The organism is Duganella sp. 1411 (assembly GCF_017833525.1).
Taxonomy (GTDB): Bacteria; Pseudomonadota; Gammaproteobacteria; order Burkholderiales; family Burkholderiaceae_D; genus Rugamonas.
Map to the genome: position 1 here is coordinate 1,355,595 of NZ_JAFICD010000001.1, position 15,419 is coordinate 1,371,013.

The 15,419-nt window shown below is 66.0% G+C and carries 14 protein-coding genes; 9 read left to right on the forward strand and 5 right to left on the reverse strand.

Annotated elements, in window-relative coordinates:
• The first annotated feature begins 65 nt into the window (after positions 1–65).
• Both JOD97_RS05315 and JOD97_RS05320 read left to right on the forward strand, forming a co-directional pair.
• Positions 66–737 carry a hypothetical protein gene (locus tag JOD97_RS05315; protein ID WP_229264189.1) on the forward strand — a complete coding sequence of 224 codons (672 nt, stop codon included), beginning with the start codon at positions 66–68 and terminating at the stop codon, positions 735–737.
• Positions 738–1,292: a FlgO family outer membrane protein gene (locus JOD97_RS05320; protein WP_209713992.1), complete on the forward strand. Its 555-nt coding sequence runs from the start codon at positions 738–740 to the stop codon at positions 1,290–1,292.
• Between the two features lie 99 nt (positions 1,293–1,391).
• Here JOD97_RS05320 and JOD97_RS05325 read toward each other — a convergent pair whose 3' ends face one another.
• Positions 1,392–2,219 carry an NAD-dependent protein deacetylase gene (locus JOD97_RS05325; protein WP_209713994.1) on the reverse strand — a complete coding sequence of 276 codons (828 nt, stop codon included), beginning with the start codon at positions 2,217–2,219 and terminating at the stop codon, positions 1,392–1,394.
• 135 nt (positions 2,220–2,354) lie between these two features.
• Between JOD97_RS05325 and JOD97_RS05330 the strand changes: the two genes are divergently transcribed.
• Genes JOD97_RS05330 through JOD97_RS05345 form a run of 4 tightly spaced genes read left to right on the forward strand, consistent with a single transcriptional unit; the run spans position 2,355 to position 5,807 of the window.
• Positions 2,355–2,939, forward strand: coding sequence for an RNA polymerase sigma factor (locus JOD97_RS05330; RefSeq protein ID WP_209713996.1), 585 nt, complete (start codon positions 2,355–2,357; stop codon positions 2,937–2,939).
• Positions 2,936–3,679: a zf-HC2 domain-containing protein gene (locus JOD97_RS05335; protein ID WP_209713998.1), complete on the forward strand. Its 744-nt coding sequence runs from the start codon at positions 2,936–2,938 to the stop codon at positions 3,677–3,679. The genes JOD97_RS05330 and JOD97_RS05335 overlap by 4 nt, the downstream gene beginning before the upstream one ends.
• Positions 3,676–5,109: a S8 family serine peptidase gene (locus JOD97_RS05340; RefSeq protein WP_373999788.1), complete on the forward strand. Its 1,434-nt coding sequence runs from the start codon at positions 3,676–3,678 to the stop codon at positions 5,107–5,109. Before JOD97_RS05335 ends, JOD97_RS05340 begins: the two co-directional genes overlap by 4 nt.
• Positions 5,106–5,807 (forward strand): TorF family putative porin, encoded by a 702-nt coding sequence (locus JOD97_RS05345; protein ID WP_373999789.1) that lies wholly within the window; start codon positions 5,106–5,108, stop codon positions 5,805–5,807. Before JOD97_RS05340 ends, JOD97_RS05345 begins: the two co-directional genes overlap by 4 nt.
• Here JOD97_RS05345 and JOD97_RS05350 read toward each other — a convergent pair.
• From JOD97_RS05350 to ppsA, 4 genes are all read right to left on the reverse strand, one after another.
• A complete protein-coding gene (locus JOD97_RS05350; protein ID WP_209714002.1) occupies positions 5,804–6,226 on the reverse strand; it encodes a DUF4259 domain-containing protein in 423 nt (140 codons plus the stop codon). The two genes, JOD97_RS05345 and JOD97_RS05350, sit on opposite strands and share 4 nt — an antisense overlap.
• A 10-nt stretch (positions 6,227–6,236) precedes the next feature.
• A complete protein-coding gene (locus JOD97_RS05355) occupies positions 6,237–7,187 on the reverse strand; it encodes an SPFH domain-containing protein (protein WP_209714004.1) in 951 nt (316 codons plus the stop codon).
• Between the two features lie 23 nt (positions 7,188–7,210).
• Positions 7,211–7,642, reverse strand: a complete 432-nt coding sequence (locus JOD97_RS05360; RefSeq protein WP_209714006.1) for an NfeD family protein — start codon at positions 7,640–7,642, stop codon at positions 7,211–7,213.
• A gap of 163 nt (positions 7,643–7,805) precedes the next feature.
• Positions 7,806–10,235: a phosphoenolpyruvate synthase gene (ppsA, locus tag JOD97_RS05365; protein WP_209714008.1), complete on the reverse strand. Its 2,430-nt coding sequence runs from the start codon at positions 10,233–10,235 to the stop codon at positions 7,806–7,808.
• A 159-nt stretch (positions 10,236–10,394) separates the two neighbouring features.
• Here ppsA and JOD97_RS05370 point away from each other — a divergent pair, with 159 nt between their 5' ends.
• The 3 genes from JOD97_RS05370 to JOD97_RS05380 all read left to right on the forward strand — a co-directional run bounded on the left by JOD97_RS05370 (position 10,395) and on the right by JOD97_RS05380 (position 15,408).
• Positions 10,395–11,243, forward strand: a complete 849-nt coding sequence (locus tag JOD97_RS05370; protein WP_209714010.1) for a pyruvate, water dikinase regulatory protein — start codon at positions 10,395–10,397, stop codon at positions 11,241–11,243.
• Position 11,244: 1 nt separating this feature from the next.
• Entirely contained in the window at positions 11,245–12,306 is a 1,062-nt protein-coding gene (locus tag JOD97_RS05375; protein ID WP_209714012.1) for an endo-1,4-beta-xylanase, read from the forward strand.
• Positions 12,307–12,429: 123 nt separating this feature from the next.
• Entirely contained in the window at positions 12,430–15,408 is a 2,979-nt protein-coding gene (locus JOD97_RS05380; protein WP_209714014.1) for a diguanylate cyclase, read from the forward strand.
• The last annotated feature ends 11 nt before the right edge of the window (positions 15,409–15,419 follow it).

Below are 15,419 nucleotides of genomic sequence, written 5' to 3' on the forward strand. Positions count from 1 at the left end.
CGGCTTCCGGCCAGCGATACGGTTAGACTTTTGACGATGAGGCAACAATGGCGCTGAAAACTGCAATGGCTCTGGCAGCCGGACTGGTCCTGTCAGGATGTGCGGCGCGCTACACGCCCACGCCGCTGGCCGCCAACTTCCCCTCCACCAAGCAGGCCAAGCTGCAAGCCGCCTACCACTGGGGCGTGGTGTCCAACCACATCGAAAAGCGGCTGGTGGCCGAGCTCAAGAAAAGCCCGCCCCGCCCGGTCTACATCAACGAGCCCCGCGACCCGAACGCCTTCCAGCGCGCGCTGGTGGCGCAGTTGACGACCTCGCTCGTCAACGACGGCTACGTGGTCTCGCGTGCGCCGGCCGGTTCGCTCAAGATCGACCTGGACGTGCAGACCGTCACGTTCGGCGCCGGCCGTCCGCAATACCGCCCCATCGGCGAGCGCGCCGCGCTGCCCGGCGGCGTCTCGATGGCCGAGCTCGAACCGGCCCCGCTGGGCCGCTGGCGCGCCATCGGCACCGGCTGGGACCCGTTCGACAGCACCAACGCCCAGTTCGCCCCCGGCGAGACGCCGAAAACCGAGATCATCGTCACGCTGTCGGTCTCCGACCAGTACCGCTATCTGGCGCGCAGCACATCGGCCTATTACGTGGCCGATTCCGACCGCGAGCTGTACGGCATCGTCGATCCGGAGCCGGAAACCACTAAACTGACCCGTACCTTCAAAGTACGCGGAGACATGTAAATGCCGATGACATCCCTGGCCCGCGCCGCCGCGCTGGCGTTGCCGCTGCTGCTGGCGGCCTGCTCCTCCACCACGACCAAGGAGGAAGGCAATTATTCGACGATCTCGTCCAACCAGTTCATCGACGCCAACTACAAGGCCGCCGACGCGCTGATGCACCAGCTGAACGGCAAGCTGACTGCCGACAAGCCGCTGATCATGGCCACCATCGTCAACATCGACGCGCTCGAGCAAACCACGACCCTGGGCCGGCTGGTGTCGGAGCAGCTGTCGACCCGCCTCGCGCAAGGCGGCCTGAGCATGATTGAAATGAAACTGCGCAACAACGTCTATCTGAAGCGCAATCAGGGCGAGCTGATGCTCACCCGCGAGATCGGCGAAGTGGCCACCGCGCACAACGCCCAGGCGATCGTGGTCGGCTCGTACGCGGAGACCAGCGACATGGTGTTCATCAACGTCAAGGTGATCCAGCCGAACACCAACTTCGTGCTGGCCGGACAGGACTATGTGCTGGCCAAGGAAGCCATCGTCCGCTCGATGCTGCAGCGGAACTAAGGCTGGCCAACCCGCCCCCCCACGCGGGGTCGTACCCGACGGGTACGACCCCTAAGCCATAAGGCAGGCGTATCGCTCAGGCGGGCGGGTTGGAAACGCTCACAACAGGCGCGGCAGCACGTCGGCCGCCGCCGCCTCCACCTTCAGGCCGATCAGGTCGTCGGCCCGGGTCTTGCCCAGGTTGATCGCCGCGATCGGCTTGCCCGCCGCCGCCGCCAGTTTGCAGAAGCGGTAGCCCGAAAACACCATCAGCGACGAGCCCACGACCAGCAAGGCGTCGGCGCGCTCCATCATGGCCAGTGCGTCGGCGGTGCGCTGCGCCGGGATATTGTCGCCAAAGAAGATCACATCGGGCTGCAGGGTCCCGCCGCAATGCGCGCACACCGGCACGTGGAAGCGCTGCAACGCCTCGAGCTCGACCTCGGCGTCGCCGTCGGGACGCACCTCGGCGCCGACGGCGAACAGGCCGGGGTTGGCGGCCAATAATTCGTCCTGGATCGCGGCGCGCGCGCTGACGCGGCGGCACGCCAGGCAGACGACGCCGTGGATGTTGCCGTGCAATTCGATCAGCTCGCGGCTGCCGGCGCGCTGGTGCAGGCCGTCGACGTTTTGCGTGATCAGGCCGTCGATGCGTCCGGCCTGCTCCAGCGCGGCCAGCGCCCGGTGGCCGACATTCGGCGCCGCCCGCGCCAAGGTCGGCCAGCCGACCATGCTGCGCGCCCAGTAACGGCGGCGCACGCCCTCGTCGCGGCGGAAATCCGGTCCCTGGATCGGCGTGCGGCCGCGCCGCACGCCCTCCTTGTCGCGATAGTCGGGAATGCCGGAATGGGTGCTGAGGCCGGCTCCGGTCAGCACCAGCACGCGCCGGTGCCGGTGCAGGAAGGTTTGCAAATGGTCGATGTGGGCATTCAGGTTCATGAATGCCATGGTAGCCGAATCCCGGTGGTAGCATGCGTCATGGACAGGTTTTGACCCGGCGTGCATGTTTCGGCTTTTATTTCCTGTTTAGTAGAACCCCTTGCGCCTGGAAAGGCATCAACGGGAAACAATGGAGGATGGTGGATGCAGCAAACACAGGGCCTGAGCAAGGACTCGACCCCGGATGCGGACGAGGCGCGCCTGCTGGCCAGGGTCGCGGGCGGGGACCGGAGCGCCTTCGAACAGCTGTACAGGACTTATTTTTCGCGCCTGTCGCGCTTTATCGGCCGCATGACCCGCAACGCCCCGCTGATCGAGGAGGTTGTCAACGACACCATGTTGGTGGTCTGGCAAAAAGCGGCCAGCTTCGACGGCAGCTGCAAGCCATCGACGTGGATTTTCGCCATCGCCTACCGCAAGACGCTAAAGGGCTTGCGCGGCGGCGACGATCCGGTCGAGTCCGATGCCTCGCTGTACGAGGACGAAAGCGGCAACCAGCCGGAGCAGACACTGGACCGGCTGCAGCTGCAAGCGACCGTCGCCGGGGCGCTGGACCAGCTGCCGGCGGCGCAGCGCGCGGTGATGGTGCTAACCTACTATCATGAGATGGCCTATAGCGATATCGCTGAAGTGGTCGATTGCCCGGTGAACACGGTCAAAACCCGCATGTTTCATGCGCGGCACAGATTGAAGGATTTGTTGTGGAACGAAAGAGAGAACAGTCGATGAACGGGCGTGTCTTCAGGATGGATGTCCCGGCCCACCAGGCGGTGCAGGAATTGCTGCCCTGGTATGCGTCATCGCAACTGCCGGCCGACGACGCCCAACGCGTGGAGCAGCATCTGCACGTCTGCGAACAGTGCCGCCAGGACCTGCAATGGGAGCGCGAACTGCGCGCCGCGACGCAAGCCGACGCCGGGCGCGACGCGCTGGCCTTGCCGGAAGGCGTGGACATGGAACGGGCCTGGGCACGAATGATGCCGGCGCTGGGCGCGCAGGACCCGATCGACCAAGCCCACGTCCAGGCCCCGCCTCCCGAGCCGGTGCCCACCGGCGCGGCGACGCCGCCGGCGGCCCCGCCCTTGTCGCCGCAACGCTGGTGGCGCACCGGCGCCGCCAACCAGCCGGCCTGGCTGCGCTGGGCGGTGGCGGCGCAATGGGTGTTGATCGTCGGCCTGGTCGCCCTGCTGGCGCGTCCGGACCCGGCGCCCGCCGCCTACCACGTGCTGGGCAACGGCGTGGGCAGCGCGACCGGCAATCTGGTGGTCATGTTCCAACCCAACACCACCGAACGGGAACTGCGGCGCATCCTGCAAGCGCAGGGCGCGCGCGTGGTCGACGGCCCGACCGTCACCGACGCCTACCTGCTTAGCGTGCCGGACGAGAACCGCGACCGCGCGCTGCAAGCGCTGCGCGCCAACCCGGCCGTCAAGCTGGCCGAGGCGCTCGACGAAGGCGGTGCGCCGTGACGGCGCGCGGCATCGGCCTGGCCGCCATGCTGGCGTTGACGGCCTGCCTGTGCGGCCCGGCATCGGCCCGCGCCCAGCAACCGCAAGCGCCGCAGGATGCCACGCCGGCCCGGGTGGCCACCGGCGCGGCGCCGCCGGCCGGCGACGAACAGGTGCTGCCGCCCGCCGACGACCCGGCCCACGATCCCGGCGCCCACCAGCTGCTGGTGATGCTGCGCCTGCCCGCCACGCACTACCGGCCCGACGCCACCTACGGCGGCCGCTACATCGACGACAGCGGCAGCGCCGGACGCCGGCGCCGCGCCGAGGCGCTGGCGCAGCAGCACGGGCTGACGGTGGTCGAGGGCTGGGCCATGTCGCTGCTCGGCATCGACTGCTACGTGATGCGCTACCAGGACAACGCCGACGCCGCCCGCATCATCGAGCAGCTGTCGCGCGATCCGCAGGTGGAGTGGGCGCAGCCGGTGGCCCGCTTCGAGGGCATGGGCGGGCAAGCGCCGGCGGCGGCGGCCGGCGCCGGCGCGGCCGACGCGCTGTACCCGGTGCAGCCGGCGGCCCGCTACTGGCACGTGGCGGACCTGCACCGCTACGCCACCGGCCGCGAAGTCCGCGTCGCGGTGATCGACAGCGGCATCGACGCCAACCATCCGGACCTGGCGGGGCAATTGGACGTCAACGCCAACTTCGTCGACAACGGCGGGCCGCCACCGGAAATCCACGGCACCGCCGTCGCCGGCATCATCGCCGCGCGCAGCGGCAACGGCGGCATCGTCGGCGTCGCGCCCCAGGCCAGGCTGATGGGCCTGCGGGCCTGCTGGCAACTGCCCAACCTGAGTACCCGATGTAACAGCTTCACGCTGAGCAAAGCGCTCAACTACGCCATCCTCAACGGCGCCAAAGTCATCAACCTGAGCCTGTCCGGTCCGCCCGACAGGCTTTTGGACCGTTTACTGGACGTCGCGCTCGAGCGCGGCATCGGCGTGGTCGGCGCCATCGACGCCCAGGCCAGCGCGCCGGGCTTCCCGGCCAGCCATCGCGGCGTGCTGGCCGTGGCCTCGCAACCGAACGTCAAGGTGACGGGCAATTTCGCGCCGGTGAGCGCCGCCGCGCTGATGCTCAAGGCGTCCGCCGCGGCCGGTCTGGAGCGCCCGCTGTTCGCCCCCGGCAACGACGTGCCGACCACGGCGCCGGGCGCGCGCTGGTCGTTCGTCAGCGGCAGCTCGTACGCGGCGGCCCACGTATCGGGCATGCTGGCCTTGCTGGGCGAATTGCAGCCAGGCGCCACGCCGGCACAGTTGCGGCGCATGTTGCAGCCGCCGGAAGTGTTGAACGCTGTTAATATTGACGCATGCGCCACTATTTCCCATCTCATCAGCCATTGCAGCTGCGGCTGCGCCGTCAAAACCAGCCAGCGCGGCGCCAATCCGTGAGGTCGACGGGCGGCGCGCTGGCCCTGGCCTGCCTGGGCGTACTGCCGTTGCCGCCGGCCGCCGCGCAGGTCGACATCAGCGGCAGCGTCGCGCTGCAATCGGAATACCGCTACCGCGGCCAGAACCCGGGCAAGGGCAACGCCGTGCCGCAGGTCACCGTCAATATCGACGGCGTGGCAGGCTGGTATCTGGGCGGCTTCGCCAGCGAAATGACCATCGGCGACGACGACGGCTACAAGCTGCAGGGCTACGCCGGCTACGCGCGGCGGATGGCGTCGGGCGCCAGCTGGGAGGCCGGATGCAGCCGCATCACCTACACGCAGGCGCACGCGAACGACTTTTCCGAGTGCTACGCGGGCCTGAGCTTCGCGCGTGGCAGCACGCGGATCTACTATTCGCCCAAATATCTGGGTTTTCCGGTGAAGACGGTGTACGCGGAAGTCAGCGCGTTCTACCCGGTGCATCCGCGCTTCAATCTGGTCGCCCATGCGGGCGTGCTGCATAACATCAGCGGGGGCTACTGGCCGGGCATCCCGACCTCGTCGCGCATCGACGCGCGCCTCGGCGTCGGCGTCCCGTTCGGCAATTGGACCGTGCAAGTGGCCCGCGAATATGTGCAGGACGACGGCCGGCGCTACGCATGGTACCCGGTGCATCCGCCCAAATCGTGGAGCTTGGGATTGACCTACGCGTTTTAAACGGCGGCGACCAGGCGTCCGCGCAACTCCTCCACCGACGCGCGCCACGCCTCGTAATGCTCGCTCTCGGCCCACAGCTCGCGCAACTCCGATTGCTCCGACAGGATGCGCGCGATGACCTGCAAGGCCTTGTCCTCCAGATCGGCGCGCTGGCGCGCCTTGGGCTTGCGCGCGGCGACCCACGCGTCGACCGCCGCGCTGTCCTCGCCGGCGGCGCCGCCCTTGCCCTGCAAGCGCGCCAGCACCTCGATGGCCACCAGCGCCTCCGCCGCGAACGGCGCCTCCAGCTCGCCGGCGCTGGTGTCGAGCGCCGTGTCGAGCGTGTCCTCGACGGCGTCCAGATTGCTGGTCTGGGCCAGATCCTCGGCCCAGTCCTGCGCGTAGTCGTTGCCGAAAGCGTCCACCGCCCATGTACCCATATTCCGCTCCCTATGCTTTGGCGGGTTTGATCAGCGACGCGTCCTTCTGCGTTTTTACCACTTGCATCGCGGTCGCGATCAAGCCGCTCATCTCACCCAGGTTGGCCGGGATGATAATCGAATTATTGGTTTTTGCAAGCTGGCCGAAAGCACCGACATACTGCTCCGCCACCTTCAGGTTGACCGCGTCCTCGCCACCGGGCTCGCGGATCGCCGCGCCCACCTGGCGCAGCGCCGAGGCGTTGGCCTCCGCCAGCGCGACGATGGCCGCCGCCTGGCCCTCGGCGCGGTTGATGGCCGCCTGCTTGTCGCCTTCCGAGCGGGCGATCTGCGCTTCGCGTTCGCCGTTGGCGATGTTGATCTGTTCCTGCTTGCGGCCTTCGGAGGCGGCGATTAGCGCCCGCTTTTCGCGCTCGGCGGTGATCTGCGCCTGCATCGCGTGCAGGATCTCCTTCGGCGGCGTCAGGTCCTTGATCTCGTAACGCAGCACCTTCACGCCCCAGTTGGCGGCCGATTCATCGATCGCGTTGACCACGGTGGTGTTGATATGGTCGCGCTCCTCGAAAGTCTTGTCGAGCTCCATGCGGCCGATCACCGAGCGCAAGGTGGTCTGCGCCAGTTGCGTGATCGCGGCGATGTAGTTCGACGATCCGTACGACGCCCGCATGGCGTCGGTGATCTGGAAGTACAAGATGCCGTCGACCTGCAGCTGCGTGTTGTCCTTGGTGATGCACACCTGCGGCGGCACGTCCAGCGGGATCTCCTTGAGCACGTGCTTGTAGGCGATGCGGTCGACGAACGGGATCACGATGTTGAGGCCGGGCCCCAAGGTCGCGTGATATTTGCCGAGCCGCTCGACCACCCACGCGTGCTGCTGCGGCACCACGTTGATGGTCTTGAACACGAACACCAACGCCAGGACAAACAACACCAGGCTTACATTACCAAAACTGATATCCATCTACACTCTCCGGTTGATTAATCTTAGCCTGCCACGATCAGGCGGCTGCCGCGCACTTCGCATATCTTGTAGTGGCCCGGCGGAGGGTTCGCCCCCGGCGGGTTGCGATCGAGCTCCACGTCCCACAACGCGCCCCGGTACATCACGCGCGCCGCGCCGTCCTGCCAGGCCGGCACGTTGACCGTCTGGCCGATATCCATGTTGACGTTGGGATCGCGCTCGGCGCGCACGCCGCTTGCCAGCTTGCCGAAACGGCTGCGGCGCAGCGCGAAGGTGGCGCCCACGCCCACCAGTGCGGCCACCAGCGTCTGTAGCGCCGGCCCGAGGCCCAGCAGCGCGGCCAGCGCGCCGGCGCCAAGCCCGATGGCGATCATCAGCAGGTAGAAGGTGCCGATGAACAGTTCGACGATGACGAGCGCGCCGGCGGCGACCAGCCAGTAACTCCATTCAGCCATGATGTTCTCCCATTACGACGGTTGAAAAATGCAAAAACCCCCGCTTCCCGGACCGGGACACGAGGGTTTTTGCAGCAAGACAGATGGTATTGATAGAGTTTTTTGCAACTAAATTCGACAACTCCAGTCTATACCATTTTCAGCCAGGGTCAAACTTTATTATTTACTTCTGCAGCGCGGCCAGTTTCTGCCACGTGTCGATCACCGAGTCCGGGTTCAGCGACATCGACTCGATGCCCTGCTCCATCAGCCAGACCGCGAAGTCCGGATGGTCGGAAGGACCCTGGCCGCAGATGCCGATGTACTTGCCCTGCGCGCGGCACGCCTTGATCGCCAGCGACAGCAGCGCCTTGACGGCCGGATCGCGCTCGTCGAAGTCGGCCGCCAGCAGCGCCATGCCGGAGTCGCGGTCCAGGCCCAGGGTCAGTTGGGTCAGATCGTTGGAACCGATCGAGAAGCCGTCGAAGTGCTCCAGGAACTGATCGGCCAGGATCGCGTTCGACGGCACTTCGCACATCATGATCAGACGCAGTTCGTTCTCGCCGCGCACCAGGCCGTTCTTGGCCAGCAGGTTGACGACCTTCTCGGCCTGGCCCAGCGTGCGCACGAACGGCACCATGATCTCGACGTTGGTCAAGCCCATGTCGTTACGCACGCGCTTCATCGCCAGGCATTCCATTTCGAACGCGCCGGCGAAGTCCTCGGCCAGGTAGCGCGCCGCGCCGCGGAAGCCCAGCATCGGGTTTTCCTCGTCCGGCTCATAGCGCGAACCGCCGATCAGCTTTTTGTACTCGTTCGACTTGAAGTCGGACATGCGCACGATCACCGGCTTCGGCCAGAAGGCGGCGGCGATGGTGGCGATACCCTCGGCCAGCTTGTCGACGTAGAAGGCCTTCGGCGAGGCGTGGCCGCGCGCGACCGACTCCACCGCTTTTTTCAGGTCCGCGTCGATGTTCGGGTATTCCAGGATCGCCTTCGGATGGACGCCGATGTTGTTGTTGATGATGAATTCCAGCCGCGCCAGGCCGACGCCGGCATTCGGCACGGACTGGAAGTCGAACGCCAGCTGCGGATTGCCGACGTTGAGCATGATCTTGGTCGGCAGCTTAGGCAGCTCGCCGCGCGCCACTTCCGACACTTCCGTCTCCAGCAGGCCGTCGTAGATCTTGCCCTCGTCGCCTTCGGCGCAGGACACGGTGACGAAGGTGCCGTCCTTGAGCACTTCGGTGGCGTCGCCGCAGCCGACGACCGCCGGCACGCCCAGTTCGCGGGCGATGATCGCCGCGTGGCAGGTGCGGCCGCCGCGGTTGGTGACGATCGCCGAGGCGCGCTTCATGACCGGTTCCCAGTTAGGATCGGTCATGTCGGCCACCAGCACGTCGCCCGGCTGCACGCGTTCCATGTCGGCCGGGTCGTGGATCACGCGCACCGGACCGGCGCCGATCTTCTGGCCGATCGCGCGGCCGGAGGCCAGCACGGTGCCGCTCGATTTCAGTTTGAAGCGCTGCTGCACGTCGGTCGCCTTCTGCTGCGACTTGACGGTCTCGGGACGCGCCTGCAGGATGTACAGTTTGCCGTCGCGGCCATCCTTGCCCCACTCGATGTCCATCGGACGGCCGTAGTGGTTTTCGATGATGACGGCGTACTTGGCCAGTTCCACCACTTCGGTGTCGTTCAGCGAGTAGCGGTTGCGCATTTCCACCGGCACGTCGACGGTCTTGACCGAGCGGCCAGCCTTGGCTTCGCTGGTGAACTCCATCTTCAGCAGCTTGGAGCCGATGTTGCGGCGGATGACGGGCGATTTGCCTTTTTCCAGCATCGGTTTGTGGACGTAGAACTCGTCGGGATTGACCGCGCCCTGCACCACCGTCTCGCCCAGGCCATAGCTGGAGGTGACGAAGACCACGTCCTTGAAGCCGGACTCGGTGTCGATGGTGAACATCACACCGGCCGCGCCCAGGTCGGAGCGGACCATGCGCTGCACGCCGGCCGACAACGCGACTTCGGCGTGGGTGAAGCCTTTGTGGACGCGGTACGAGATGGCGCGGTCGTTGTACAGCGAGGCGAAGACGTGCTTCATCGCGTCGAGCACGTTTTCGATGCCGACGACGTTGAGGAAGGTCTCCTGCTGGCCGGCGAAGGAGGCGTCCGGCAAATCCTCGGCGGTGGCCGACGAGCGCACGGCGAACGACATTTCGGTGCTCGAATCGGCGACCAGTTTGTCGTAGAAGGTCTCGATCTCGGCCTGCAGGCGTGGCTGGAACGGGGTTTCGATGATCCATTGACGGATCTCGGCGCCCGCTTGCGCCAGCGAGCGCACGTCGTCGATGTTCAGATCGGCCAGGCGGTCGGCGATGCGTTCGGCCAGCGGCTTGCCGCCGCCGACGCTATACGACAGGAAGTCGCGGAACGCCTGCGCCGTGGTGGCGAAGCCGCCTGGCACGCGGACGCCGGCTTCGGCCAGTTGGCTGATCATTTCGCCCAGCGAGGCGTTCTTGCCGCCGACGGATTCGACATCCGTCATGCGCAAATTTTCGAACGACGCGACGTAAACCGCTTCGTTATTTTGCTCCTTCAATGCTGCGTTAGACATATTGACACCTTTTGATGATAGAAATCTTCCAGCGGTGCGCAGACGCTTTGTTTCATTCTTGTTATTCTGGTCGTCGTGCAGCACAATCTTACCTATGGCGTCCATTCTACAGCCTGCGGCTCAAATTGACGATTCACAATCCTGACAGGCTTACATCACATGACACAAGAACAACGTCCTCCCCTGCCGTCGGCGGCCCGCACGGTTTTCTTCGTCTCCGACGGCACCGGTATCACGGCTGAAACTTTTGGTCACTCCGTGCTGACCCAGTTCGAGCTGCGTTTCCGGCAGGTGCGTCTGCCTTTCATCGATACCCTGGACAAGGCGCACGACGCGGCGCGCAAGATCAACGAGGCTTTTGCAACCGACGGTCAACGTCCGATCATCTTTTCGACCTTGGTGCAGACCCAATTGTCGGACGTGATCCGGCAATGCAAGGGCATGTACATGGACTTGTTCCAGACATTTGTTGCTCCTTTGGAACAAGAATTAAATGTCAAATCGACACACACCATTGGTCGTTCGCACAACATTGTGGACAGCGAAGAATACAAAAACCGCATCGAAGCGATCAATTTCTCGCTGGCGCACGACGACGGCCAGTCGCACAAGAACCTGGCCTCGGCCGACGTGATCCTGGTCGGCGTTTCGCGCTCGGGAAAGACGCCAACCAGCCTGTATCTGGCGATGCAGTACGGGATCAAGGCGGCCAACTATCCGCTGATCCCGGACGATTTCGAGCGCGGCAAGCTGCCGTCGTCGCTGTACGATTTCAAGCCGAAGATCTTCGGCCTGACGATCACGCCGGAGCGCCTGGCCGAGATCCGCAACGAGCGCCGCGCCGGCAGCAAGTACGCGTCGCTCGAAAACTGCCGCTACGAGGTCAACGAGGCGGAAATGATGATGAAGCGCGAAGGCATCCGCTGGCTGTCGTCGACGACCAAATCGATCGAGGAGATTTCGACCACGATCCTGCAGGAGATCAAACCAAACCGGCGCGAGTACTGACATGATCCGGCGCGCCGCGTTGACGATGCTGCTGGGGGCCGCCGCGCTGCAGGCGGCCGCGCAGGACACCCCTTCCCTCGCGAAAGCGTACGAAGGCCGGCTGAAGATAGGAGCCGCCATCGAACCGTCGCAGTTGACGTCGGCCGAAGCGCCGCTGCTGGCGGCGCACTTCAATAGTATCGTCGCCGAAAACGTCATGAAGCCGGCCGACATCCAGCCGAAGGAAGGCGCGTACAATTTCGGCCCGGCGGACAAGCTGGTGGCGTACGCGCACGGCCAGGGCATGGCGATGCGCGGCCACACGCTGCTGTGGCACCTGCGCACGCCGGCGTGGATGTGGACCGACAGGGAGGGCAAGCCCGCCACGCGCGAGCTGGTGCTGGCCCGTCTGAAGTCGCATATCGACACGGTGGTGGGCAGGTACAAGGGCGCGGTGTACGCGTGGGACGTCGTTAATGAGGTCATCGACGACAAGCAGCCCAATTGTCTGCGCAAGGATAAATGGTTTGCCGCCGTCGGCGACGACTATATCGAGCAAGCCTTCCGCTACGCGCACGCGGCCGATCCGAAGGCGCGGCTGTACATCAACGACTATTCGACCGAGGAACCGGCCAAGCGCCAGTGCCTCGAGCGTGTCGTCAAGGGATTGATCGCGCGCGGCGTGCCGGTGCACGGCGTCGGACATCAGATGCATGTATCGGTGTTCGGGCCGTCGGCGGAGGCGATCGATGAATCGCTGTCCACGTTCGCGCGACTGGGGCTGGAGAACCAGGTCACCGAGCTTGACGTCAGCCTGTACCGGTATCAGGCCAAGTCGCTGTCGGACAGCGAGGACACGCTGCTGCGGCTGCAGGGCGAACGCTATGCGGCGCTGATGAAGGTATTCCTGGCCCATCCGGAACTGCGCGCCGTCACGTTGTGGGGCATCTCGGACAGCCACACATGGCTCAACCACGGCGAGTATGAAGGGCGCCACGATTCGCCGTTGCCGTTCGACAGGCGGCAGCAGCCCAAGCCGGCCTATACCGGCATGTTGAACGCGGCGAAAAACAACCTCAGATGAAAGCGCGCTGACCGCCCCCCTCCATCCATCGGCGTCAAACGAGGCCGTCATCTTTGTACCCTATACAACGCCTCCCATCGCCTGGCGGCGGTGTTAAATATAGAATTTCCTTGCGCCAACATCTTGGAATCCCATATCCTGATGGCTCGATCGACGACCGTTTGGATGGGCAAGAGGATGCGAATGATGGGGGTCCATAAGCCGACAGCAAAAATTAACCGGTTTGCGTCCTATTGCTGCGCGCTGCTGCTGGGATTGCTGTCGGCGCTGGCAAGCGCGCAGCAGCTATCGCTGCGCTACTACACGAACACAGACGGCTTGGGCAATCTGGCAGTCAACGCTCTGGCGCAGGAGCCCGGCGGGGCGCTGTGGATAGGCACGGAAAATGGCCTGTACCGCCACGACGGCGAGACCATTCGGTCTCCCGAGGGCGTGGCGAAGCAGGAAATCTACAGCACGGTTTTTGGTAGCGACGGCTCCTTGTGGGCCGCCAGTCAAGCCGGCGTCCTTCGCTACCACGGCGGCAGGATTGTCACGGTATCGACTGGTGACCCGACCTGGTCGGCGCTCGCGGGGCAGTCGCTGGCGCCACTGCCCGATGGCGGCGTGCTGGTCGTCGGCGGAGAGGGCAAACTGTGGCGGGTGGTCGCGACCGGCGACAGCGCGCGCATGGAACCGGCGCTGCCAGCCACGCTCGATCCATCGAAACCGGATGCGCGCGAAGCCCGCTCCATTCTGGTTGCCAAAGACGGCGCCTGGTGGTTCGGTTGCGGCAGCGCGTTGTGCCGATGGCACCAAAACCGACTCGAGCGCTGGGGCGCCGCCGACGGCCTGCCGCAGGGTGAATGGCTCGGCCTACTGCAGGCGCGCGACGGCGCCATCTGGGCGCGGAGCGACCGTCATGTCGTGCGCCGCGCCGCCGGCACCACCCAATTCACAGACGTCACGCCGCAGGGCTTGGGGCGTGGCGCCAATAGCCGCTGGTTGCCGATGAGCGAAGACAGCGCGGGACGCGTGTTGACGCCAGGTGACGCGGGGGTGTATCGCTGGCAGGCCGGGCAATGGCAGCACTTGGGGGACCGTAACGGTTTGACGGAGGATGGCCTGCGCGCCATGCTGCCCGACCACAACGGCGACGTGTGGCTGGGCACCACCGGGCACGGGCTGGCGCACTGGCGCGGCTATGAAAACTGGTCGTCGTGGACAACGCGCCAGGGCATGCCCTCCGACGTGGTGTGGTCCATCGCCGACGATGGCGCGGGGAGGGTTTGGATCGGCACCCAGCGTGGCGTCGTCTCCATCGATGCCGCGGGCCAGACGCTGGTGCGCGAGGCGCCCACGGTCACCGGCCAGATCGCCGGCATTGTGTCCGACGGTAGCGGCGGCATGTGGTTGTCCACCTTCGGCGGGGAGCTGCTCCACCGCCGGCGCGGGCAGCCGTGGCGCTCCATGACCGACGGCGGCCGGATACGCGGAGGACGTATGCTGGCCGCCGGTGGCGAACTGTGGGTCCTTGGCGGCGGCCGTGGGCTCTTTAGCATGCCGCTCGACGGCAGCGGGCCGGGACGGCGGCGCGACGAGCTCGATCGCCTGTTCAACGCCAGCGACCGGAGCGTCAACACCGCGTGCCGCGACAGGGGCAGCGGCGTCATTTGGGTGGGAACCGGTAGCGGGCTGCTGCAGTACGATCCGGCGCGCGGCTTCGTCCGGCCGCAGGTGGACGGGCTGGCGCCGAGCAGCGGCGTGTCCTATCTTGCCTGTGGCAACGGTCGTGTTTGGCTGCGCACGGCCGTCGGTCGGCAATTGATGCGCATCGACCTGAATCGCCCGGGCGTGCCGCGGGCCGAACCGGTGCAACCGGCCGTGCTCAAAGGGTTGCGCCTGCTGTCGCTGCTGGAAGACCACCGGGGCTGGCTGTGGGCCGGCACCGACGTGGGCGTGGTGCGCTGGAACGGCAAGGATTGGCGCCGTTTCGACGAAAGCAATGGCCTGGCCTGGAACGATTGCGACCAGAGCGCGCTGGCCGAGGATGCGCGCGGCGCCATCTGGGTCGGCACCAGCCGTGGCGTGACCCGCATCAGCGATCCGGAGCGGCTGGGCGGCGCGCAGCCGCTGGCGCTCAAACTCACCGAGGCGAAGCTGGGTAGCGTCAGTCTGACACCCGGCCGCAAAACGGCGATACCCTGGTCCACGCAGTTGCTGGAACTGCGCTGGGAAATTCCGATCTTTACCAACCGGCTGTCACAGCATGTGCGCTACCGCCTGCATGGAAGCGAGAACGGTTGGAGCGAGATCGCGGGCGGCGAGCTGCGTTATGCCGGTTTGGGTACGGGCGACTACAGCCTGGAGCTGGTCGCCGTCAACGACGACTTGGGACAACGCAGCGAGCCCGTGACGCTGAATTTTGAGATCATGCCGCCGTGGTGGCGACGTCCGCCGGTGGTCGCCGTCGCATTGGTTCTCGCCGCGTTGCTGATCTATGCCGGGCACCGCGTTCGCATACGGCGGCTGGTGCAGCATCGAAACGAGCTGGAGGCGCTGGTGCGCGAGCGCACGCGCGAACTGGCCGAATCGCACGAGCGCATGCGTGAGCTCGCGTTCACCGACAGCTTGACCGGCGCCATGAGCCGGCGCGCCATCTTCGAACTGGCGGCGCGCGAGCTGGCCCAGCGACGACGCCACGGCGGCGCCTTGACGCTGGTGCTGCTGGATCTGGACCACTTCAAGCGCGTCAACGACACCTATGGACATCCGGCCGGGGACGCGCTGTTGTGCGGGCTGGTGCGGCACCTGCGCATGCAGATCCGCGACGGCGACTGCATCGGGCGCTATGGCGGCGAGGAGTTCCTGCTGGTTCTGCCGGGACTATCGCTGGACGAGCCCGGCGCCGTCGAGCGCATCGACGCATGGCGGCGCTCCGTGGCCGGGCAGCCGTTCGACATCGGCGGCGCGACGCCGCTGACGGTGACCTGCAGCATGGGGGCGGCCAGCCTGGCGTCCGCCGAGGAGACGCTGGAATCGCTGATCGCGCGCATCGACGCCGCGCTGTACCGCGCGAAAGCCGCGGGGCGCAACCGGGTCGAAGTCGGCGTTGTCGAATAACCACTCCGGGG

Bases quoted from the DNA above. Each gene is read 5' to 3' on its own strand.
- JOD97_RS05335 (WP_209713998.1), top strand. From the start codon at position 2,936: ATGAACGGGCGTGTCTTCAGGATGGATGTCCCGGCCCACCAGGCGGTG.
- JOD97_RS05375 (WP_209714012.1), top strand. From the start codon at position 11,245: ATGATCCGGCGCGCCGCGTTGACGATGCTGCTGGGGGCCGCCGCGCTG.
- JOD97_RS05355 (WP_209714004.1), bottom strand. From the start codon at position 7,187: ATGGATATCAGTTTTGGTAATGTAAGCCTGGTGTTGTTTGTCCTGGCG.
- JOD97_RS05350 (WP_209714002.1), bottom strand. From the start codon at position 6,226: ATGGGTACATGGGCGGTGGACGCTTTCGGCAACGACTACGCGCAGGAC.
- JOD97_RS05330 (WP_209713996.1), top strand. From the start codon at position 2,355: ATGCAGCAAACACAGGGCCTGAGCAAGGACTCGACCCCGGATGCGGAC.
- JOD97_RS05325 (WP_209713994.1), bottom strand. From the start codon at position 2,219: ATGGCATTCATGAACCTGAATGCCCACATCGACCATTTGCAAACCTTC.
- JOD97_RS05315 (WP_229264189.1), top strand. From the start codon at position 66: ATGGCTCTGGCAGCCGGACTGGTCCTGTCAGGATGTGCGGCGCGCTAC.
- JOD97_RS05320 (WP_209713992.1), top strand. From the start codon at position 738: ATGCCGATGACATCCCTGGCCCGCGCCGCCGCGCTGGCGTTGCCGCTG.
- JOD97_RS05360 (WP_209714006.1), bottom strand. From the start codon at position 7,642: ATGGCTGAATGGAGTTACTGGCTGGTCGCCGCCGGCGCGCTCGTCATC.
- JOD97_RS05370 (WP_209714010.1), top strand. From the start codon at position 10,395: ATGACACAAGAACAACGTCCTCCCCTGCCGTCGGCGGCCCGCACGGTT.
- ppsA (WP_209714008.1), bottom strand. From the start codon at position 10,235: ATGTCTAACGCAGCATTGAAGGAGCAAAATAACGAAGCGGTTTACGTC.